Raw genomic sequence first — 23123 nt, 5'->3', positions numbered from 1 at the left:
GTCAGCTTTAGCGCTCGTTTTTATTCTTAACTTATATTGTCTTGTATCCACTCAGCGAGATAGTGAATGCTCATTTGACCGTCACAAAATACCTTGTCTTCAAACAATCGTTGATGCAGATCAATATTGGTATCGATACCTGTGATTTGCGCCTCTGATAAGGCGGCTTGCATTTTTGTTATCGCCTGTTCTCTTGAATGGTCGTGTACGCATATTTTGGCGATCAAACTGTCATAAGAGGGCGGCACGGTATAGTTTGACTCGATATGACTGTCTACTCTAATCCCAAATCCTGCGGGCATATGACAATAGTCTATACGTCCTGCATTGGGCAAAAACGTGTTGGCATTTTCAGCATTGATACGGCACTCAAAAGCGTGTCCAGTGATTTTGATATCGCTTTGCTTGTGCGTAAGCGCCAATCCTGCCGCTACTCTTATTTGCTCTCGAACAATATCCACACCCGTTATCATTTCAGTAATGGTGTGCTCTACCTGAACTCGGGTGTTCATCTCAATAAAAAAGAATTCGCCATTTTCGTATAAAAATTCGAACGTACCTGCCCCTCTATACTGCATTTTTTGGCACGCCGTCGCACAAGCCTGCCCAATCTGCTGGCGCTGCTCGTCCGTAATGCCAGGTGCCGGCGCTTCTTCGATGACTTTTTGATGGCGACGTTGCATGGAGCAGTCGCGCTCACCTAAATAGATGGCATTACCATGCGTGTCAGACAGTACTTGGATTTCAATATGGCGAGGCGCTTGCAAGTATTTTTCAAGATAAACAATGGCACTACCAAAATTGGCTTTGGCTTCTGTTTGCGTCATAGCAATAGCAGACAGCAGATCGGATTCTTTTTCGACCACTCGCATACCGCGACCGCCACCACCGCTAGCTGCCTTGATGATTACTGGATAGCCGACGTCTTTGGCAATCTTGATGACTTGATCCGAGTCGGTAGGCAATGCACCCTCGGAGCCTGGTACACAGGGCACGCCAGCGATTGTCATTTGCTCTTTTGCAGCGACTTTATCACCCATTTTTCTAATATTATCTGCGGTTGGACCAATAAATATCAGCCCTGACTCTTCAATCAAAGCCGCAAAATCGGCATTTTCAGATAAAAAACCATAGCCTGGATGAATGGCTTGTGCACCTGTTATTTTGGCGGCAGAGACGATCGCTCTTTGATTGAGGTAGCTGTTTGTTGCATTGGCAGGGCCGATACATACTTTTTCGTCGGCTAATCGTACTGGCAGTGAGTCTTGGTCAGCTTCAGAATGAGCAATGACGGTTTGAATACCTAGCTGTTTGCAAGCTCGGATAATACGTAGAGCAATCTCGCCACGATTGGCAATTAAGATTTTTGAGAACATGTCTGTTTTCCTAAAAAGTATGATGTCAAATACAGTATTTATGCGGTGTTATGGACACGGTATTGCTTGACCTTAACTGTTTGGCGCTATCATAAATAAAGGCTGCTCATACTCTACGACATCACCTTCTTCTACCAAAATCTCTTGAAGCGTACCACTCGTTTCTGCTTTGACCTCATACATCATTTTCATGGCTTCAATGATGCATAGTGTCTGCCCCACCTCTATTGGATCACCGACTTTAAAAAAAGGCTCGGCTGTCGGTTCTGGGCGCAGATAAAAAGTGCCGAGCATTGGGGCGGTTACGTTATTCTCTGCGTTCTCAGTGGCTACTGTTTCGTCAGTTGTATCAGAGCTTATTGTTTCATTATTGGTAATGGTTTTCTGAGCAGATATGCTTGCTGTCTGCTGCTCTGATGTGGACACTTTACTAGTAGAATTGCGCGTGCTGCTGTTGTCATTGTGATTGTCATCGGCCTGACAAACGATAGAGATAAGCGTATCGCCATCAGTTATTTCTAAAGACTTTATGTCTGAGCCTTCTGCCAGTTTTATGAGCTTTTCTAAATCCGTGAAGTTAATATTCATACGATTGATTATTCCGTTAAAGTAAAAATGGGCAATTATTTTTTGAAATGACTGATTTAGTTTGAAGTAATTATTGATTAAGACGTTATATATAACGGTCTGTAGCGAATACCGTAAGCAAATTATAGAACTGCCAAATCCTCATCTTTGGGATCGCAGATAAACATATAGCCTGGCGCGTGCGTGATCATAAGCTCGGGCTTACTGGTCATGGCGATACTTTGCGGCGTGACACCGCACGCCCAAAATACAGGGACTTCACCTTCTTTTATTATCGATGGATCACCAAAGTCGGGAGAATGAATGTCTTTTATACCGATTAAGCTTGGATCGCCTATATGGATGGGTGCGCCATGCACTTGAGGAAACCGAGAAGTGGCTTGCACCGCCCTTGTGATCAGCTGATAAGGTATTGGACGCATGCTTACCACCATCTTTCCATGGAACTGACCTGCAGGCTCAGTGTCTATATTGGTGAGATACATCGGCACATTATGATTGTCTTCTATGTGCCTAATAGGAATGGAGGCGTTTAATAATGCAGACTCAAAAGAAAAGCTACACCCTAAAAGAAAACAAACCAGATCATCTCTCCAGTACTCTTTTAAGTCTAATACCTCGTCTACTAACTCACCATATTTATATATACGATATTTTGGCACTTCAGACTTTAAGTCTGCGCCTTTTGCCATGAGACGTGGCTCCGAGCTGCCAATATCTGTCACGTCTAGTACGGGACAAGATTTTGGATTTCTTTGGGCAAATAATAAAAAATCATATGCCAGACTTTTAGGAACGATGACGACATTTGCTTGAATGTGACCTGTACACATACCAGATGTGGGCTGGTCGATTTGGTTTTTTCCGATTAATCCTCTTACCTGCTCTGGAGTCATATTCGCTAAATCCAGCATGATGATAGCCTCTTCTTTTTTATCATTTTTATCAGACGAAAATCTTTTTAAATCAGATTAAGGTCTCTGACATGGCAGTGTTTTATGTCTTGATAAACGCATTATCGTTATTTGAAGTTAACAGAATGGTTTTTAGATTACAATGCGCCATCGACTCTTACTCTCTTTCATACAACCAAGCATATTTGATTCATGAAGTTTAAGTGTATGAATCTGCTCTAAATAATATTGAATAAAAAAGCTTAAGATTTTTTGCCATCGCTGTCAGTTGTATGGTAGGTCCATCAAAGAGTTCAATCATTATGATTAAATAACGTGCTCATGTGAGAGTATCTTGACGACACCTGATAAACGCTCTATTTTATAGGTGTCATGCTCCATTAAAATCAGTATCACGCTCCATTAAGATTGGCTTTATACAATACCTATCAGCATATATAACAACCACACTTTGAAAAAACTGCCGTTATAACAGTACGGCTATTTTGCTAACCAATTTGATAAAAGGGCTAAGGATGATTATAGATAACGACGTATTACGAGAACGCATCAGCTTACTGGCTTCGTTCCTCGGTGACGCGATTGCTCGCCAGACTGGAGAGCAAACCATCAATACCATTGAGACACTGCGAAAAGGATTTATCCAGCAGCGACGCGCACCTAATGACACCCATAAGCAGCAACTTATCGACTTTATCGCCTCTTTAGACAATCAAACATTAAAAAACGTCATCCGCAGTTTTTCTATTTATTTTTTCTTAGCCAATCTCAGTGAAGAAAACTACTTACGAGAGCAACGTCAGGCACTGCGGGCGCAATCTGAGCAAAGCTGGGAGGGGTCGTTTCGTCGCACTTTACTTGAGTGCCGTGAAAGAAATATTGAACCTGAGCAAATGCAGGAACTCATTGAGCAATTAACATTCATTCCTGTCTTTACCGCGCATCCTACTGAGGCACGCCGCCGCACGACGATGAATATATTGCAGAGTCTGTTTACCCATAGTGATGCGTTAAATAATTTTGCTGAAAACAGCTTCTCGTACGAGCAAGCCAAAGCGCAAACCGCGCAAACGATCGATCTACTCTGGTCGTCTGATGAGGTACGTACCCGTAAGCCATTGGTTTATGATGAGATAAATAACGGTCTGCATTATTTTAATGCCAGCTTATTTAATGCCATTCCCAAGGTTTATCACAATATGAAAGCCGCCATTGTCGATATCTATCCAGAATTAATCGACTACCCGTTACCTGCCTTTATGAGCTTTGGCTCTTGGATCGGTGGCGATAGAGATGGCAATCCGTTTGTGACGTTTGAGACCACAGAACTTGCCATTCTCATGCATGCCGATACCGTACTACGCCACTACCAAGTGCTGCTAAAGAAACTGCGCCGCCAGCTGATTCATAGCGACACAATCGTGACGGTTGCGCCCGAAGTCTATGACAAAATTAGCAGCTATGCCGAACTTGATCAGCGCGTGTTTGATTACAATCTTGATGATTATGGCAACGAGCCTTACCGCCGATTACTCTCTTTGATTCTGAACAAAGTCAAAGCCACCAATCAACTGATTCAAAGCAAAGGGGATGACAGCAACGCCAAAAAAGACGCTTATACCAACCCGCAAGAACTGCTAGAAGATCTGCGCATCATTCGTCAAAGCGTCAATACTCATGACACCGCACATGGCGAAGGCTTATTACTTGATATGATTCGTCTGGTCAAAACCTGTGGCTTCCATTTGGCAGCCCTCGATATTCGCCAAGAATCATCCTATCATGGTGAAGTCATTGCTGATATTTTTGCTAGCGCCTCGAACTTGCCCGACTATCACACGCTCACTGAAACAGAGCGTCAAGAATGGCTGACGCGCTTGCTTGAGAAACCTGGTACCCCGTTAATTTATACAGATAACTTGACGGATAAAACCCGCGAACAATTGGCCTTGATGAACTCTGTGGCGACATTGCGCAAGCTAGTAGGACAAGACACCTTTGGCAGCTATGTGATTTCGATGACCAACAATGCCAGCCAAATACTAGAAGTGCTGCTGCTCATGCGCTTTGCAGGCTTATGCAGAGTTGATGCCGAGGGGCAGTTATCCGCTGATTTACCAGTCGCGCCTTTGTTTGAGACAATTGAAGATCTTAAAAACATCGATCAGATTTTACCTGCTGTTTTAGACAACCCTCTGTATCGAGGGTTACTGAAGCATTCAGATAACACGCAAGAAATCATGCTGGGATATTCAGACTCCTCAAAAGATGGCGGCATCATTACCTCGGCATGGCAGCTTTATAGTGCACAACAAACCATTGATCGTATTGCCAAAACATATGGCATCAAAACGCGATTGTTCCATGGGCGCGGCGGCTCTGTCAGTCGCGGCGGTGGCTCAACACACAATGCCATTGCCGCTCAGCCAGCTGGTACGCTGCATGGTCAAATCAAAGTAACGGAGCAAGGCGAAGTGCTTTATGCCAAATACGCCAACACCGATACTGCGGTGTTTGAGCTGACCATGGGCATCACAGGCACGCTAAAAGCCTGCTCGTCAAGGTTTGTGGTACAACCCGCTGAGCTGCCCAATTATGAATCGCTTTTTGCGCGGTTGGCAGATGCAGGCGAGCAGCGTTATCGCAAGCTTACCGACCATACAGAAGGGTTTTATCAATTTTACTCACAGGTTACCCCAGTACAAGAGATCTCTTTATTAAACATTGGCTCACGTCCCTCGCATCGCAAAAAAGGCGTACCAAGCAAAACCACTTTACGAGCGATACCTTGGGTATTCGGTTGGTCATTAGCCCGCTTTACGTTGCCTGCTTGGTATGGGGTCGGTAGTGCGCTGCATAGTGTGAAAGCAGATGAAGACTTGATGAAAGAGATGAACGCTCATTGGCCGTTTTTTAGCGTGTTTATCAGCAATATCGAGATGGCATTTACCAAGTCTGAGATGAGTATCGCGCAAGCTTACAGCCAATTGTGCGACGATGAGGCCTTGCGTGATAAGATTATGCAAGCAGTCATCGAGGAGCACGAGCTGACTTATTCGGGCTTGAATTCTTTACTTGAGCAAAAGTCTTTATTATCAAATCAGCACAATCTTGCCGCTTCCCTGCAATGGCGAAATGCGTATTTAGATCCCATTAATTATATACAGATTGAGCTGTTAAAACGTGCCAGACAAAAAGGCGATGAGCAAAGCCATGAAAGTAACAAGAGCAATATTGACGTTGAAGACCCATTAATCCGCAGCATCAATGCACTAGCAGCAGGTTTACGCAATACAGGTTAATGGCTATAACGCCTTACAGATTAAGGCATCAAAAAACCCTTGTAGCCTAGTGCTGACAAGGGTTTATTTATTATTGCATGTTGAAAACAAGCTATCAAGCCTTTGGTATATAAATCAAGTAGTGACAACGGTTTTCTACCGTATCATATATTAGCTTTACTTTTTCTCAATAAACAGTGCTCAGCAAACATCTTATTAGGCAGAAGACTTGTATGAAATATGACTGGCACAGTTGAGAATTTGAGGAGATACTGCTATAAAGCCTATTTATCTTATTGAAACAGTAAAAGCTGAATAATAAGAGTAAATACCAAGGTTCAATAATGATCAAACCCCTAGTTGTCACAACAGCCTGTGTAGCATTCATACTAACGGCATGCACCAAAGAACAAAACACCAATTCTGTAGTATCGGATACCAATAATGCTATCGAACAGCAAGAGACAATCCGCATTGCAGCGGCAGCCAATCTGTCAGATGTATTGCCCGAGATCATTGCAGGATATAAAGCCGACAAAAACCTGACCAATCAGGAGATTGAAGTTACCTACGCTTCTTCAGGTAAGCTATATACTCAGATTACCTCTGGCGCCCCTTATGATATATTTTTGGCAGCAAACCAAGCGTTTCCTGCTAAAATTGTCAAAGAAAAATCGAATAGCGCGTTGTCTAGTGACAAGGCTATGTCACAACCCTTCACTTATACCCAAGGTCAGCTGGCACTTTATAGCGTTAATAAGTCTTTAGATGGGTTTGATCCGACAAGCCTAAACGACTTACTGACGACTAGAGCAAACACAAAAGTCACTATTGCCAATCCAGCACTTGCACCTTATGGCGAATCGGCAAAATCTTATTTGCAATCGCAAAACCTCTACGACACGCTCACTGAACAAAAACGCCTTATCCAAGCTGAAAATATTGGGCAGGCATTTCAGTACGCTCATACAGGCAGTGTCGATTATGGGTTTGTTGCCCAGTCACAGCTGACCGCAATCAAGGCCACGCCCGACCAGTTCTATACCTTAGCAGCCGATTCTTACCCACCTATTCTGCAAGACGGTATAGTTATCAGTGATTCATCTATAGCGATCGATTTCTCAAATTATTTACGCTCAAGTGCTGGACAGAAGTACTTTTCTAACGCAGGATATCTCGCTATAGAATAGCAAAGCTCAATACTAAAAAACGGCATGACATAAAGTCGCCGTCATATCGCTTTTAGTCGTCGTCTTACTTTCTGTTATTTATTAATAGTCACAAAAGGAAAATACCGTGTTGCCCTCTCAGTCAATCGTTGAACCCATACCCCACCTCAATAAGGCACAAAACCTTGCTTTAAAAAGCCTTATGATTATGGGCTATCTAGAAGGGACTTCTTTTTTATTACTGCTAGGCATCGCCATGCCTTTGAAATACATGATGGACATTCCAGAGGCTGTGACATATGTCGGTATGGCACACGGTATGTTATTTGTGGCTTATATCGTTGTACTAATTGCGACTGCAATGAGAATAAAAATGCCTATTTGGGCCATACCTGCAGGCGTTATTGGCTCGTTCTTGCCATTTGGACCATTTATATTTGACTACGTACTCAAAAAGCACTTAAAGCAAGCCCGAGTTTAACGCTCGCTCTATTACGAATGATGCCATGATACACACTGGCATCATCCGTAGTGATTGCGCACTTACCTTCAACACTTTAAATGCCTCTGTCTCTGTACGCTACTGATGCCGAGCACGCAAAAAATGATACTAGCCTCTTTGTATTGTACAATTTTTCAAGTGCACGGATTTTAAATAAATGTCGCGACCTTAAAGATGGCTTATCAGTATCCATGCCCCGATGACAACCAACATGACACCGCCAAATGCTTCGGCTTTATGACCAATCAGTGAACCAAGCGCACGACCTAGCATCACACCTAATGTGACCATGATGGCAGTCGCCAAACCGATCAAACCCGCTGCCAAGAAAATATTGACTTCTATGAATGCCAAGCTGACACCAATGGCCATTGCATCAATACTAGTGCCAAAGGCTGTGAGCGCCAGTTTAAAAAAAGAATGCTGTGTTGGTGCTTCTTGTTCTTCATCACTAGGTTTCAGTCCTGCATACAACATATGCAATCCCAAACCTGCCAGAATGACGAAAGCTACCCAATGATCCCACGCCTCAATAAAAGACGCATCTATAAAAGTAGTAGCAGAACGACCAATCAACCAGCCAATAATAGGCGTGACAGCTTCAATGGAGCCAAAAATAAGGCCCATTCTCAAAGCTTCGGTAAAACGTGGGTTTTTGAGACTTGCTCCTTTACTAATTGCCACAGAAAAGGCATCAGTAGACATAGAAAAAGCAAGTAAAAGAAGAGCGATAGGATTCATTTTGATTTTCTCGGTCGAGTATAGAGTCCACGACATACCCACACTCTCGACCTGCAGTGTGTATATATCGATGGTCTCGCCAACCGAGAGGTGTTCACACCATGGCATGTGGCCAAGTATGTTGATGTGAACGCTTTCGTAGGACGAAAGCAGGCTACTCCCCAAAGAGTGGTTAGGTTAACATTAATATGTTATAAGTCAATAATAAATTGCCAGATAGAACGGCAAATCTGCGTATGTTGTTTTGTATTAATAGGATTGATATCGCAACAATATGCTATTACGCTATTATGCTATTTAGGTAAGCGATATGAAGTTTGTCTTTAGGAGTATGACCATGTTTGATTCTCATAACCGACTATTATCCAAAAAAGTGACGTCACTATTATTCTCAGCTTGCCTTGTGGGCAGCGTACAACTGCTTACAGGCTGCGAGTCACAATCCTCACCTGCTGATGATAGCGAAGCCCAAGCTGATGAAAACACAACATCAGCGCAAACGGATACGCCAGTCCTTGTTGCTGAGAGTAATGATGAAACTGTCGCAGAACAAGAGCCGATTGGTGCTGAAACAAGTCCTGCCGATGACCAAGTGGTAAGTCCATCTGGCTATCAAAAGCTGGGCTTTGGACAAGTCGTGACCCCTGCGCTTTTGGTAGACTTAGGATTGACCAAACAAGAGAGTGACAACGAGCAGTGCTATTATGTGAGCGATTCAAAACAATACTATATGGATCAAGCTTACGGCAAACGCGCCTCTGTCCTATATCAAGTAATAGATGGCAAAGTAGCGCTGATTACGATTCGAGATCCCAAAACACCGTTCTATACGGGCGTACATGTCGGTGATACGGCAACATCGGTCATGAGTGCTCATGATGACAGTCTCACCTATGCCGTTGATAAATACGCGGTTGAAGGTGATTATTACAATTTGACTGCGAACGTCAACTTTGTTGTAACCAATAACAACGATGTGGGCGCACTTTTAAAGCAAGAAGATATCAAGCTGAACGATGCAAATGATACCTTGCCTATTCAAATTGAGTATCATATTAAGGGTGGTCAGAAGCTCAGTAATAACATCATTAGTGAGACTGAGTGGACGGTAGACAATAAGCGTGCGTTAAAAGGTGAGGTAGAGAGTATCGATATCGGTATTCCAGAGGCCATTTATTTGGTCGAGGGCTGTTCTTAATTACTTTTAAGCGTTTCGGACATAAACGACAAAGAACCCAGATAAACACCGGATTCTTTGTCTGCTGCTATGATGTTTTAGAATCACTGCTTCTTGGCATCATGGTTATGCCTTATCAATCATATCAATGACTCATCCTATCATTGACCAATGACACTTTCTAAAATCGTATACGCTGCTTTGACTCGTTCTGTATTCGGATAGTTCTTGTTGGCTAAAATGACGATGCCTGTTTTTTTCGCAGGTACATATGCAATATAAGCGCCAAATCCATTTGTCGATCCTGTTTTATTGACCCATACATCATCGCGTACAGGCGCTGGTGGCTCATTCACTTGGATGGGCTGAGGTTTTAAAATAGTGTCTGTTGAATTGCCTTCCAAAAGCGTTGCCAATGTGGTCGGTAGAGGATACATCTCCCACGCAAGCCCTTGTGTGAACGAGCTGTTACGATAGTAACCCTTTTTGTTGTTATCTAGTGCTTGCTGTATCTGATTGTCCAGAGGCAGTAGCCCCATATTCATAGCCAGATAACGTGTCATATCGGCACTGGTCGATTTGATACCGTACGCTTCTGCATCCAGCATACCGGGATTGACCCTGATTGGCTCATCTGACTTATTATAGCCAAACGCGTAATTGCCCATCTTATCAGCAGGCACATTCACAAAAGTATTGCTCATACTTAGTGAAGGCAATACTTTGTTTTCCATTAGTTCAGTGTAGTCCGTGTCCATACTCAGCGCAGCTATATACCCAAACAATCCGATACTGGCATTAGAATACAAACGGGTGGAATTGACAGGAAACTCAGGTTGCCAAGACTTGTAGTATCGCATTAGTGTTTTATGGTCTTCGATACTCTCAGGTACTTGTAACGGTAACCCACCGGCACTATAGGTTCCTAAATTGATGAGTTTTGTGTTGCCAATCGCGCTGTTTTTTAGGTAAGGAATATATTTGTCTGCCGTGTCATTTAGCGCCAATGTACCGTTTAACTCAGCATAATTGGCAAGTGTAGCAGTAAAGGTTTTACTCACCGAACCCAACTCAAAGATAGTGTCCTCTGATACAGGCTTATTGCGCTGTGTATCGGCCAACCCATAGTTATAAAAGTGTGATTTGCCATCAATGATTACGCCAAACGCCATGCCTGGGATATTATGCGACATCATCAACTGTTTGGCTTGCTCATCAACCTTACTCTTTAAACACGCATCAGAGCATGCTGCTTGAGCCGTTTCAGAGATGAATAATGTTGCAGCCAGCAGACTAAATCCTAGACTGGTTAGAGGTTTTTGAGATGATATTTTCATTGGATATTTACCGACACTCTCTATGAATAACAAAAGGAAAATGAGAGTTAAAGGTAGCAGCTTTGACACTCATTTATCACCCTATTTTTTGCAATTTATATTTTTAAACAAGTATCTGCTTAGCGCTAATGCAAAAATAGTAATGAATGGCCTCAAACTTTCAAATAACGACACACTGTAAAGAAAATCAGACAGCAATGCGTATATGGTTTGCTACAGTATCAGCCGATAATTTGGACTGGGTGCTAGGAATGTGCCTTGAGCGCCGATCACCGCATTCAACCGTCATAATAAGCACAATGATAAGCACATGATTTAGTGCTCTATCAGCCCCAATAAAGGAATAGGCTATCCATGATTGCTCTTATTGAACAATACCCTCAGCTAATCAGCTTGGGTATTGTGCTTATTTTAACGATGGCATTGTTATGGCTGATACAGCATCTCATGATTCGCTATGGTAAGCGCCTATTAGGATTCATATCGCGCAGTGAGCTTTGGTTGCGCAGACATATCGTGCGCCTGCCATTGATGGTACGTCTACAGGACAAATACCCAGCAACGTCTGGATTTATCGCAGAGCGCTTTGCCCGTGGTCACTTTTCGGGCTTGATACTCACCGTTTTGACACTTTTAAATATATATATTTTGGCGCTGTTTGCAGGCTTGGTCGAAGATATCGTGGAGGCGGACTCTATTGTGACCACCGATCTGTTTGTGTCGCAGCATATGAGCGTGCTACAAGACTCAAGCATCGTGCCTGCATTTATTTTTGTCACGAGCTTAGGCTCTACGCCAATCACTTGCTTAATCATCCTACTGACCGCAATCCTCTGCACGGCGATACGCCAGCCTTATATTTTGGTCGGTCTGCTAATCTCAACCACTGGCAGTACCACTTTTACGTTTTTGAGCAAGATGGCTTTTCAGCGGTCGCGACCGATCGATATTTTGCTGATGGAACATACCTACTCTTTTCCCAGCGGTCATGCGACCATCAGTATTGCGCTGTATGGGTTTTTGGCTTATATGGCGATTCGCTTTAGCACTCACTTCGTCCGCCAAGTGCGAATATTATCGCTCACTATTTTATTGTGTTTGCTTATTGGACTGAGCCGAATTGTATTAAATGAGCATTATCTCAGCGATATCATGGGTGGATTTTTGGTAGGGACATTATGGTTGACGATTGCCATTAGTATGACAGAGTGGCTGACCGCCCGAGGTAAAATCAACTGGCGCATCATATGGTCAGCACCGCAGCGATATACGGTATGGTTCAGTTTTGTTGCTGTGCTTGTCGCTACATTTATTTATGCCAATATGTATCAGTTTCCGCTGCTTGGGTAGTGGTAGGGACTAAGATGATTAAAGCTTATCATCTAATAATTTTATTAAAAATGATCACAACCGATATCTACATATAGCAATTAACAGATTTAACCATAGGCACTAAGTATAGGTACTAAGCATCATAATATTTTGGCTCATTTAATCTCAACACAGCAAGCACTTGAGCCAATACATCAAAGATGCGCGTATCAGTCGACTGCGCGATATTAAAGCGTATAGTATGCTCAATACTTTCCTACTAAGTAATCCTGTCACATTCAGTAAAAACACCACAAAAAAAGCGCCATCCGAATAGATGGCGCTTTTTGGTTTTCTTCCCTGATTCTAATCTAATAAACCAGTTTTGAACATAATATATCGGTTATAGATTTGGATTCACGATGATTTTTACCGCAGACTCATTGTTGTGAATCAGTGTTTCAAAGCCTTCTGAAATCAAATCATCCAGCTTGATGCGCTGAGTAATAAATGGCTCAAGATCAACCAAACCATCTTCGACCAGCTTGATGGTGTCTTTGTGGTTGTTCACATAGCCGATGGTGCCGCGAATATCTAGCTCTTTCATCACTACGCTATGGACGTTGATGGAGGCTGGATGACTCCAAATAGAGACAATCACTACCACGCCAGCAGGTTTGGTCAGCTCAACCAATGAGTCGAGCACCGCGTTGACACTGGTACATTCAAACGCCACGTCCGCGCCGCGATTGTCCGTGATTTTCATCACCTCTTCTTTTAAATCGACTTCGGTAGGGTCTAAGATATAATCGGCAACCCCACTTTCGCGGGCTTTGTCTTTACGCTTGGCGCTCAGCTCAGTCAAGATGACGATCAAACCTTTGGCTTTTAATACCGAAGCCAATAACAGACCAATGGGGCCACCGCCGCCGACCAGTGCCACATCACCCGCCTGCGCACCACTACGGACAAAGGCATGATAGCCGACAGATAATGGCTCAATAAGAGCTGCTTGGTCCAAGGGAATATCATTTGAGATAGGATGTACCCAGCGACGTTTGACCGCGATTTTTTCAGACAAGCCGCCGCCGCGTCCACCCAAACCAATAAAATTCATGTTTTTTGATAAATGATAGTTCTCTCCTTCGGCGGTAGAAACATCATCAGCAATGATATATGGCTCAACTACCACATGTTGCCCAACTTCAATATCATCAACGCCCTCACCGACTTCATATACTACTCCTGAGAACTCGTGCCCCATTGTGATGGGCGCAGACTCTCCCGAGATAGGATGCGGATGACCACACGGCGGAATAAAGATAGGGCCTTCCATAAACTCATGCAAATCCGTGCCGCAAATACCGCACCATGCCACGTCGATACCCACAGTACCCGCCTCAACGGTAGGTTCTGGGATATCTTCGATACGGATGTCACCTTTGTCATAAAAACGTGCCGCTTTCATATCATACTCCTTTGATGAGTGTACACAACGAGGGTTGATCGATAACGTAATGCCCAGATGAAAGTTGGGCTGTTAACTCTACAACTATACGCCGTTGCTGGTCAAAAGTAACGCTAATAAAGACGCTTGGCCCTACTACTAATATCAGTCACTATCTGCTGTTACATGGCTGTGTTGAATCATCTACTAACCATTTGTAATGTATAAAACAATCATGAGCAATCCGAGAGAGACGGTAAAAGATAAATCACTGTCAAAACAATCAAACAGTAAAGGTGATAAGTTTTCAATGTTGCCAAACTTTTGGTTGCATATCTTCTTTATTACGCCTAGTATTTCGCCCCTGAAATAATTCTACTTCTCAAAATAGAGCCTTAGTAAAGACTTCTATTTACAACAAATAAGGACTTATTATGTCAACCAATTCAATCACAATTCTTGACGGTGGTATGGGGCGAGAATTGGCAAAACGCGGTGCACCATTCCGTCAACCAGAATGGTCAGCGCTCGCTATGATAGAAGCACCCGACGTCGTCCGTGATGTACACCGTGCATTTATCCAAAGTGGCGCCGGAGTCATCACCACCAATAGCTATGCGCTCGTACCGTTTCATATTGGCGATGAACGTTTTGCCAATCAAGCTCAGGATCTGGCCACCTCAGCAGGCGAGATGGCGCGTGCGGCAGTCGAACTTGAAGGCACAGACACTAAGGTAGCTGGCTCTATCCCCCCACTATTCGGCTCATACCGTGCCGACTTGTTTGATGCGGAGCACGTAGAAGATATCGCAACCCCGCTTATCAAAGGTCTGGCTCCTCATGTAGACTTTTGGCTGGCCGAAACCCAAAGCTTGATTGCTGAAGCGGTGGCTATTCGAGAGTTACTCACCACGTTAGATACAAACAATAAGCCACTTTGGGTGTCATTTACGCTGGAGGACAGTGAGCATCTTGATGTACCACGCTTGCGCTCAGGCGAAACGGTAGAAGAAGCCGTCGCCACTCTAGCGGATCTCAATGTAGAAGCGATCTTGTTTAACTGCTGTCAGCCAGAAGTAATCGACCAAGCACTTGATGTGGCGCAAAGCATTTTGCAGGACAAAGGTGCTCCGCAGATTAAACTTGGTGCTTATGCCAATGCCTTCCCGCCGCAGCCAAAAGATGCCACTGCCAACGATGGCCTAGATGAAGTACGTGATGACTTAACGCCACCCGCCTATCTGGCATGGGCACAAAAATGGCAAACCCAAGGCGCATCACTGATTGGCGGCTGCTGCGGTATTGGCCCTGAGCATATTCAGGAATTAAGTCAGCATTTCACAGATACTTCGACAAAATAGAGATAGCACCATGCAAAATGGACAAAAAATTGGGTTAACCATGCTCACTGCCATCGTGTTCAGCTCGATGGTTGGTGCCGGCATTTTTAGCTTGCCACAAAACATGGCGGAAGTCGCCGGTGTAGATGCCATCATCACTGCGTGGCTCATCACAGGCGTGGGTATTTTGTTCCTCGCAGGCTGCTTTTTACATTTATCACGTCTCAAGCCTGAGCTGGACGGCGGCATCTATACCTATGCCAAAACAGGGTTTGGTGATTTGGCCGGCTTCTTCTCAGCATGGGGTTATTGGCTGTGCGCTACCATTGGCGTGGTGGGTTATCTGGTGGTGGCTTTTGCCGCATTGGGTAGCTTTGTAGATACACCCGATAGTATTGTGTTCGGTGAAGGCAATACACTATGGGCGCTTATAGGTGAATCTGCCATATTATGGCTGGTACACTATTTGGTATTGCGCGGTGTCAAGCAAGCGGCATTTATTAACCTGCTGGCAACCTTAGCCAAAAGCTTGCCACTCATTGCCTTTATTGTGTTTGCCTACTATGCTTTTGATATGCAAACTTTCACGGCTGACCGCGCAGGCGAGACTTTGAATGTACCTTTTATGGAGCAGGTCAAAGGGACGATGCTCATTACCCTTTGGGTGTTTACAGGTATAGAAGGTGCGATTGTCTTATCACAGCGCGCAAAGAAGCGCTCTGATATCGGTCGCGCCACCTATATCGGCGTGATTTTTGCTTTAGTGTTGTATATTGCTATCACCTTGCTCTCGCTTGGGGTAATGAGCCGCATGGATGTGGCGGCTCTAAGCAATCCTTCGATGGCTGGCATCATGGCACAGATGACGGGCAGTGTGGGTAAATGGGTCATTAGTATTGGACTCATTGTCTCGGTACTGGCGTCTTATTTGAGCTGGATTCTCTACTCAGCTGAAGTGCCATTTACCGCAGCGAAGTACAATGCGTTTCCGCGTATCTTTACTAAGCAAAACGAGCAAGGCACACCCACTGCCTCACTGATGCTCACCAGTTTGACCGTTCAATTTTGCTTATTGATGATTTTTTGGACGGGCGAAGGGTATAACACCTTGGTGATTATCTCCACCTCTATGATTCTTATCCCTTATTTTTTGGTAGGGGCGTATTTGGTCAAAGTCTCGTTTGCCCAGTCAGAGCGCTGGAGTATCAAGGCCATCGGTCTTGGGGCAAGTGTCTATGGTGTTTGGCTGATTTATGCAGCAGGCGTTGAAAATCTACTGTTGTCCCTGCTGCTATATATACCTGGTTTGGCGATTTTTTATTATAGCCGCTATCAAGCAAAGCGCACGCTGAATTAATTAAGCTCATTATTCGTTAACATGTCCTTAATAAAAAGTCCGAAAATCATCATTTTTGGACTTTTTTTATGCGCGGCTGATGGTAGTTGAATAGTTGCTTAAACTTGAGGCAACCTTGTAACTCCTTTCTTTCAGTTAACTATACCGCTATCTAAACGCTTCTTCTAGCACGCTCAAATGAATATCGCCAAAGCGCTTCAACATTAAGCTCTCAGCTTCGTCCATGACTTCTTTTAGCGCATTATTTACGGCAATCTCTATCGGGCAGTTAGTATGTTCATCCGTCAAACCAACCGTAAAAATGGAACTGTCGCCAAACGCTTCATGAATATCTAACAGCGTAATGCTGCCCAAAGGCTTGGCAAGCGTCCAGCCGCCATTATGGCCTTTGGTTGAGGCAACATAGTCCTGATCGCGCAGCAACGCCAGCATACGCCTGACTACCACAGGGTTGGTTGATAACATCTCCGCTATCGTCTCTGAGGTGACCGGTTTATCAGCGTCATTGAGATGTACCAGTACATGTAAAGCGCGGGAGAGTCGACTGTCTTTTCTCATGTGACATCCTAAATAATAAACATCAACTATATCATGAAACTTTTACTATTACATGATTGCCATTATTTAATTTTCATGTAACAATAAAAGTTCTTTAACTATAACGAGTTTAATATGAAAACAGATGTGATTATTGTGGGTGGCAGTTTTGCGGGTCTGTCTGCAGCCATGCAACTGGTTCGTGGTCGACGCCATGTGGTGCTAATAGATGCCAACTCACCACGCAATCGCTTTGCAAAAACCTCTCATGGAGTCTTTGGTTTGGATGGCAAAACCCCTGCCCAGATTCGCTCAACAGCATTGTCTCAATTAAGCGCTTATCCAACATTCCATATTGTAGAAGAGATGGCTATCAAGGTTGCTAAAATACCAGATGGGTTTTGTGTCACACTAAAAAATGGCGAGACATACAGCGCAAAAAAACTGATTTTAACAACAGGCATTACATACCAGCTTCCTGATATTCCTGGTGTGAAAGAACATTGGGGCAAGAGTGTCATTCACTGTCCCTATTGTCACGGTTATGAGTTGAAAGATCGATCTCTTGGCGTATTGGCGACGAGCGAGATGGCGTTTCATCAAGCGGCTATGATTCCTGATTGGGGCTTAACCACGCTTTTTACACAAGGACAGTTCAAGCCTAAGGGCGAGGTACTCGATCACCTCATCCGTCGCGGCGTTGCTATAGAAGAAAGCCCCATTACTCATGTGGTTGGAGATGGCGAGCACATTCAGCATGTTTTGCTGGAGGATGGTCGCACAAACCCCATCAAAGGATTATATGTTGCGCCCAGAGCGATAATAACGTCACCACTGATCGAAATGCTAAATCTTGAAACCGTAGACACGGCAATGGGTACGATGGTCACCGTCAATGATTTTAAAGAAAGCTCAGTAAAAGGCGTCTTCGTCGCTGGTGATTTATCCAACGCCATGCAAAGCGGAACCCTAGCTGTTATGTCAGGCACAATGGCTGGTGTCGGAGCGCATCGTTCACTGATTTTTAATAAATAACATTTACTTGAGAAGTTGCTTGTTTGGCTTTACGTTTAACGAATTTTGCTATCCAGCTTTTTTAAGATGCTAATAAATAAAAAAGTCCAAAAACAATGGTTTTTGGACTTTTTTATGCGTTTTTGGACATTATAATGGTTTAGCAAAATTCTCCAAATCGATCACTTGATGGCAGTAATGGCGCATAATATGGTGGTCATGACTGACCATCACCAGCGTGCACTGCTGCGCTTGACACTGCGCCACCAGCAGATCAAGCGTTTCTTTTTGAGTGATGGGATCGAGTCTAGAGGTGACCTCATCAGCAAATAGCAAGACAGGGTTGAAAAGTAGTGCGCGCAAAATAGCTACCCGTTGCAACTCCCCACCCGAGACATTAAGCGCGTTGCGAGTAAGGATCTGTTTATCAAGCTTTAATTGTTCTAATAAGTAGGGCACACGAGTGCCATCTAAACGATGTTTTTTGATGACATCATTTAGCAAGGTTTGTAGTGGCACGTGCGAGGCAAAAGCGGCAGGTGGGTCTTGATATAGCTTGAGTACCTGATGGCGTTTAGGAATGGTTTGCCACGTAATGGCACCGCTGGCAGGTTTGAGCAGACCACAGAGCGCATCCCCTAGTGAGCTTTTACCAATGCCGCTGCCGCCAATAACACCTAAAATCTCAGATTGTTTTAGACTAAAATTTAACCCTTCAAATAAAACGCGCTTACCGCGAGCCAAACTCAAGTCTTGGACACTCAGCAAGGGCTGCTCTTGAACGGTCGTCTTGTCTTTACGATCCCAGTTATGCGGCGCGGCGGCGATTAGCTGTTTGGCGTAGTCGGATATTGGATGATTGAGCACTTGCTCGCCACTGCCTTGCTCCAGCAATTTTCCTTTTTTCATGACCATCATACGATCGTTGGCACCATGACTTAAGGATCTTGCCACATCAATGTCATGAGTAATCGTTAATAATGTTCCTCCATCTTTAGCGACATTTTTCAGTAGCATGATGACTGCTTGTTTATTGGCTTCATCCAAGCCTTTAGTAGGTTCATCGGCGATGACGATATAGGCACCGCCCGAGGTGGCAATCGCAAAAGAGGCGCGCTGAGCCATACCGCCTGATAGCTCATGTGGGTAATAATCTGCAGATGCTGTCAATCCTAAATGCTCAATTTTTTCTTTTGCCGATTGTTTGCTATGCGTATTGTCTTTTTTCGCCACAAAATACAGGCTTTCCCACACTTGATCGAGCACGGTCATGGTGGGGTTTAAAGAACGGCTTGGCTCTTGTGGCAGCATCGCCATACGCCGTCCCCAATATGCACGTAACTGCGCTTTGTCTAATGACTGATTTTCGATCAAAATATCACCTTGAGCGACCAACCCCTCAGGCAACGCACCCATAATGGCCTGTGCCAACAAGCTTTTCCCCGACCCTGTCTCGCCCAAGATCGTGACGTTTTGACCTTGATGCAACGTCAAACTGATCGGCTCAACCAAGCTCAGACCTGATTTAGTAAACACCGCTACGTTATTGGTTTTTACCAAGACTTTTTTTGTTGATGCGTCTTGTATTGATGATGGTTCTATCATTTTGTTTTTCCTGAAAGTAATTGTAGGCTTAAGACCAAAACGAAGACGGCAATAATAGGCTGCAAAAATACAAAAGGCGCTTGATAGTAATAAGGAAACAGCTCCGTCATCATCAGTCCAAGCTCAGCGGTGGGCGGACGCAAACCAACGTTAATAAAGCCTAATGTGGCAAGTGCCAACACGGCATTACCAGCAGCAAACGCACTAAGTGTGGCGACAACGGGCAATAGCTTGGGTAAAAAATGACGCTTAAAGCAGTAGAAAAAATCCATCCCCATTAAGCGCGACGCTTCAATCTCGCGACTACTGGCAATCGTCTGCGTCATGGCGCGCACCATGCGAAAAAACTCCACCCACAATACCAGCGAGATACCCAGATATAAGGACCAAAAGCTATTGGGCGCGATAGCAGCGAACAACAATACAAATAGTAATCCCGGTAGCGCCATTACGATGTCGCATAAAAACCGGCAAACAAAGTCAATCCAGCCGCCAAAATAGCCACTGAGCACCCCAAGTAATAACCCGAAAAACAACGCAAAACCTACTGATAATACAATGAGCGAAAACGACAAGCGAATAGCCGATGCCACGCGTGCCAGCATGTCGCGTCCAAAATGGTCCGTGCCAAACCAATGGCTGACGCTTGAGGATTGCAGCATACCGCTCAAATCTTGAATATTGGCATCTATGGGATAATAAATTGGCTGCAAAAACGCAAAGATCAACAATAATAGCAATAAAAAACCACCAAACTTTTGGCCCAATAGCAGGGTATTGAATCGATTAAAAATAGTCATAAAATAAAAATTCCTTTTGTCAGGTAAGTTTGTGATAACACCTAGCGTGCCAAGTCAATGCGTGGATCGAGCAGACCGCTCAATAAATCCACTACCATGTTGAGCACCACAAACATACCGCCCATGATCAGCGCTGTGCCCTGTATCATGGGTACATCACGCGCGACAATCGCGTGTACCAAAGCATGACCACTGCCCGGCCATGCAAACAAACTCTCCACAATCACCACCCCTTCTACCAAATACACCAGCTGCACTGAGTGATAGGCCAAAATCGGAATCGCCACATTGCGCAGACCATGACGACAAAACGCCGTCCATTTACTCAAACCCTTAAGCTTGGCAAAATCATAATACTCAGACGTTTGTACTTGTACCATGGCATGACGACTGACGCGGATAGAAACCGCTGCCAGTCCAATCGCTAAGGTCAACGCAGGCAGAATATAATGTTGCGGCGTGCCATATCCTGCCGCTGGTAGCCATTTTATCTGCACCGCGAGTAACGTAATGAGCGCAATACCAATGATAAATACTGGTACAGAACGCAGCATGGTACTGATCACCAAAGTAAACCGATCAAACAAGCCATTGGGTTTTTGCGCGGCAAGCAGCCCCAAAGGCGGTCCGATTAGTAGCGATAGCACCAGCGCAACTAACGCCAGTGCCAGCGTATGCCCGAACTGGTGCGAGATCTCAGCCCATATAGCCTCGCCACTGACCAAGGAGTGCCCAAGATTGAGCTGCACCAAATCAAGCAGCCAATCGGTATAGCTTTGCCACCACGGCTGATCCAGACCCAGCTCTGCACGCACAATCGCAGCAGCAGCGGCATCGGTTTGATCATAACCATAGCGACTAGCCGCGATACGGTAAGCCATATCACCGGGTAAACTACGGGTCAAAATAAAAGTCAACGTACCAACTGACCAAATGACAAACACCAGTTGTAACAAACGCTGCAAAATATACTTAAACATAATTATGAGTCACCATTTTTGAATGTATAAAACGAGTTACGGCAACCTCAAATTACCAAGACAGCTTGTTTAAATAAAAATTCCGCTCCAAACCATCAATCTCTAACCCCTTCAATGACTTATGGGCCGCAGCGTTTTGTTGGTAATACACCACAGGCACAACAGGCCGCTCATCAAAGATAATCTGTGAGACGCGCTTCTTGGTCGCTACATCATTACCTTTGGTTGTCTCAAGCGTCAATAAATCCTTGCTCAATGCAGCATTTTTCCAATTCATGACACCCCAATCGCTACCGTTTGGATCAAAGTCTTCTATGAGCGAGCCGACAGGATCAGGGGTCATGCCGTAGTTACGGGCATATAGTCCCATCTCTAGCGTGCCGTCTTGATGGCCAGCAGAAATGTCTGAAAAATTGCCCACAGACACGTCCACATCCACCCCGATTTTTTTCCACTGCGCTTGTAAGGCGGTCGCAATAATTGGTAGCTCTGGACGATCTGAAAACGTGCGTAAGGTAAATTTAAAGGGCTTGCCGTTTTTTTGTAGCATCCCGTTACTATCCACAGTAAAACCTGCATCTAACAAACGTTGTTTGATGGCTTCTGGATCAGGCGTTTGGGTGGGGGTTTTGATTTGCCAGTCTTTAAAAATCGGCGGCAATATTTGCGCGGCGGCGGCATTTTCTGCATGCATCACAGAGCGAGCGAGACCCTGTCTGTCGATGGCATCACTAAGCGCTTGGCGAACGGCAACATCACGAAATAAAGGATTGTCCGCATTGACTTTGTATTCGATAGTACGAGCCAGCGACTTTGACTGAACTTGTAGATTTGGGTCTTGTTGCAAGCGTGTCAGGCTCGCCGAATCTAGCGTAAATACGAGGTAGTTGGGTTTGCTCTGCGCCAGTAGCGTGCGCGTTTCGCTACGACTATTGGCAAGGTAAGTAATGTCCTGAATCTTGGCTTTTTCGCCCCAATAATCAGCAAAGGCTTTTTGCTCGATTTTTTGTGGTGGCTCAAATTTGGTAACGTAATAGGGTCCTGTACCCAATAGCTTTGTAACTTCGTTATTTTCATCAAACGATACGCTTGCCAAAATAATACTGGTGGCATGCGCCAAGTAAGCGGGAAAAGACATGAGCGGCTTGTCTAAAGTGATCTCAACCGTTTTGCTGTCAATGGCTTTGATGTTTGAGATTGCAGCCGATTCCAAAGCGGTGGGTTTAGTGAGTGCCACTTGCAAACTTTTGACCACATCATCCGCTGTCAATGGTGAGCCGTCATGAAATACGACGTCATCACGCAGCATAAACGTCCATACATCGCCCTTATCATTAGACGACCAGCTTTGTGCCAGCATGGGCTGCAACTCTGCGTTTTGTTTGGCGTCCACCAACGTCTCGGCAATTTGCAGACGCTGAAAGATAAAACCAGACTTGCTTGGGTCCATGGCAGTCAACTCCCACGGGGTGACCACGATTAAGTCCTGTTGAGCATCGCCATTGCCTTGCGGCGTAGACATTGATGCCGATGAATTTGTCGCCGTGCTCGCCCCAGCGATGAAATACCATGCCATTCCTGCCAATGCGACCAAAACCGCAATTAAGCCAACTTTTCTCATAAACTATTCCGTTATAGTATAACATT

Annotated in this window: 19 protein-coding genes and 1 riboswitch; of the genes, 8 read left to right on the top strand and 11 right to left on the bottom strand. The window is 44.6% G+C overall.

What is annotated here, in order from left to right; translation table 11 throughout:
* Positions 1-26: 26 nt before the first annotated feature.
* The 3 genes from accC to FW759_RS00335 form a co-directional block, all read right to left on the bottom strand.
* The gene (gene accC, locus FW759_RS00345) at positions 27-1376 is read right to left on the bottom strand and encodes an acetyl-CoA carboxylase biotin carboxylase subunit (protein ID WP_446441843.1); all 1350 of its coding nucleotides are present in this window, start codon (positions 1374-1376) and stop codon (positions 27-29) included.
* A 72-nt stretch (positions 1377-1448) separates the two neighbouring features.
* A complete protein-coding gene (gene accB, locus FW759_RS00340) occupies positions 1449-1964 on the bottom strand; it encodes an acetyl-CoA carboxylase biotin carboxyl carrier protein (protein ID WP_446441842.1) in 516 nt (171 codons plus the stop codon).
* Positions 1965-2086: 122 nt separating this feature from the next.
* The gene (locus tag FW759_RS00335; protein ID WP_446441841.1) at positions 2087-2878 is read right to left on the bottom strand and encodes a putative hydro-lyase; all 792 of its coding nucleotides are present in this window, start codon (positions 2876-2878) and stop codon (positions 2087-2089) included.
* A 515-nt stretch (positions 2879-3393) separates the two neighbouring features.
* Between FW759_RS00335 and ppc the strand changes: the two genes are divergently transcribed.
* The 3 genes from ppc to FW759_RS00320 all read left to right on the top strand — a co-directional run bounded on the left by ppc (position 3394) and on the right by FW759_RS00320 (position 7809).
* Positions 3394-6180 (top strand): phosphoenolpyruvate carboxylase, encoded by a 2787-nt coding sequence (gene ppc / locus FW759_RS00330; protein ID WP_446441840.1) that lies wholly within the window; start codon positions 3394-3396, stop codon positions 6178-6180.
* A 323-nt stretch (positions 6181-6503) separates the two neighbouring features.
* Positions 6504-7349 carry a molybdate ABC transporter substrate-binding protein gene (gene modA, locus FW759_RS00325; RefSeq protein ID WP_446441839.1) on the top strand — a complete coding sequence of 282 codons (846 nt, stop codon included), beginning with the start codon at positions 6504-6506 and terminating at the stop codon, positions 7347-7349.
* 181 nt (positions 7350-7530) lie between these two features.
* Positions 7531-7809, top strand: coding sequence for a DUF3817 domain-containing protein (locus FW759_RS00320; protein WP_084387388.1), 279 nt, complete (start codon positions 7531-7533; stop codon positions 7807-7809).
* 189 nt (positions 7810-7998) lie between these two features.
* Here FW759_RS00320 and FW759_RS00315 read toward each other — a convergent pair whose 3' ends face one another.
* Positions 7999-8607, bottom strand: a complete 609-nt coding sequence (locus FW759_RS00315; protein WP_443570444.1) for a manganese efflux pump MntP — start codon at positions 8605-8607, stop codon at positions 7999-8001.
* Positions 8580-8746, bottom strand: a riboswitch (yybP-ykoY riboswitch). Its footprint overlaps the gene before it by 28 nt.
* A 162-nt stretch (positions 8747-8908) precedes the next feature.
* Here FW759_RS00315 and FW759_RS00310 point away from each other — a divergent pair.
* The gene (locus FW759_RS00310; RefSeq protein ID WP_443570445.1) at positions 8909-9769 is read left to right on the top strand and encodes a hypothetical protein; all 861 of its coding nucleotides are present in this window, start codon (positions 8909-8911) and stop codon (positions 9767-9769) included.
* A 140-nt stretch (positions 9770-9909) separates the two neighbouring features.
* On the opposite strand, the gene ampC is transcribed toward FW759_RS00310, so the two are convergent.
* A complete protein-coding gene (gene ampC, locus FW759_RS00305; RefSeq protein WP_446441838.1) occupies positions 9910-11085 on the bottom strand; it encodes a class C beta-lactamase in 1176 nt (391 codons plus the stop codon).
* A gap of 354 nt (positions 11086-11439) precedes the next feature.
* Between ampC and FW759_RS00300 the strand changes: the two genes are divergently transcribed.
* A complete protein-coding gene (locus FW759_RS00300) occupies positions 11440-12435 on the top strand; it encodes a phosphatase PAP2 family protein (protein WP_446441837.1) in 996 nt (331 codons plus the stop codon).
* A 364-nt stretch (positions 12436-12799) separates the two neighbouring features.
* Here FW759_RS00300 and FW759_RS00295 read toward each other — a convergent pair whose 3' ends face one another.
* A complete protein-coding gene (locus FW759_RS00295; RefSeq protein WP_443570448.1) occupies positions 12800-13864 on the bottom strand; it encodes a 2,3-butanediol dehydrogenase in 1065 nt (354 codons plus the stop codon).
* Between the two features lie 428 nt (positions 13865-14292).
* On the opposite strand from FW759_RS00295, the gene FW759_RS00290 reads away from it, so the two are divergent.
* Together FW759_RS00290 and FW759_RS00285 are read left to right on the top strand one after the other, a co-directional pair.
* Positions 14293-15204 (top strand): homocysteine S-methyltransferase family protein, encoded by a 912-nt coding sequence (locus FW759_RS00290; RefSeq protein WP_446442110.1) that lies wholly within the window; start codon positions 14293-14295, stop codon positions 15202-15204.
* 10 nt (positions 15205-15214) lie between these two features.
* Positions 15215-16540 carry a basic amino acid/polyamine antiporter gene (locus tag FW759_RS00285; RefSeq protein ID WP_443567849.1) on the top strand — a complete coding sequence of 442 codons (1326 nt, stop codon included), beginning with the start codon at positions 15215-15217 and terminating at the stop codon, positions 16538-16540.
* A 147-nt stretch (positions 16541-16687) separates the two neighbouring features.
* Here FW759_RS00285 and FW759_RS00280 read toward each other — a convergent pair whose 3' ends face one another.
* Positions 16688-17098, bottom strand: a complete 411-nt coding sequence (locus tag FW759_RS00280; protein WP_443567847.1) for an Rrf2 family transcriptional regulator — start codon at positions 17096-17098, stop codon at positions 16688-16690.
* Positions 17099-17212: 114 nt separating this feature from the next.
* Here FW759_RS00280 and FW759_RS00275 point away from each other — a divergent pair, with 114 nt between their 5' ends.
* Positions 17213-18112 carry an NAD(P)/FAD-dependent oxidoreductase gene (locus FW759_RS00275; RefSeq protein ID WP_446441836.1) on the top strand — a complete coding sequence of 300 codons (900 nt, stop codon included), beginning with the start codon at positions 17213-17215 and terminating at the stop codon, positions 18110-18112.
* A 129-nt stretch (positions 18113-18241) separates the two neighbouring features.
* Here the strand turns inward: FW759_RS00275 and FW759_RS00270 are convergent, their stop codons facing one another.
* From FW759_RS00270 to FW759_RS00255, 4 genes are read right to left on the bottom strand one after another with little or no spacing between them, the layout of a single operon-like run.
* Positions 18242-19696 (bottom strand): ABC transporter ATP-binding protein, encoded by a 1455-nt coding sequence (locus FW759_RS00270; RefSeq protein ID WP_446441835.1) that lies wholly within the window; start codon positions 19694-19696, stop codon positions 18242-18244.
* A complete protein-coding gene (locus tag FW759_RS00265; RefSeq protein ID WP_443508828.1) occupies positions 19693-20496 on the bottom strand; it encodes an ABC transporter permease in 804 nt (267 codons plus the stop codon). Before FW759_RS00265 ends, FW759_RS00270 begins: the two co-directional genes overlap by 4 nt.
* A gap of 41 nt (positions 20497-20537) precedes the next feature.
* Positions 20538-21476: an ABC transporter permease gene (locus tag FW759_RS00260; RefSeq protein WP_062844498.1), complete on the bottom strand. Its 939-nt coding sequence runs from the start codon at positions 21474-21476 to the stop codon at positions 20538-20540.
* 52 nt (positions 21477-21528) lie between these two features.
* A complete protein-coding gene (locus tag FW759_RS00255; RefSeq protein ID WP_446441834.1) occupies positions 21529-23097 on the bottom strand; it encodes an ABC transporter substrate-binding protein in 1569 nt (522 codons plus the stop codon).
* Positions 23098-23123: the final 26 nt, after the last annotated feature.

This window comes from Psychrobacter sp. 1176_08, from assembly GCF_052850615.1.
This window is presented reverse-complemented; position numbering and strand designations above follow the sequence as displayed.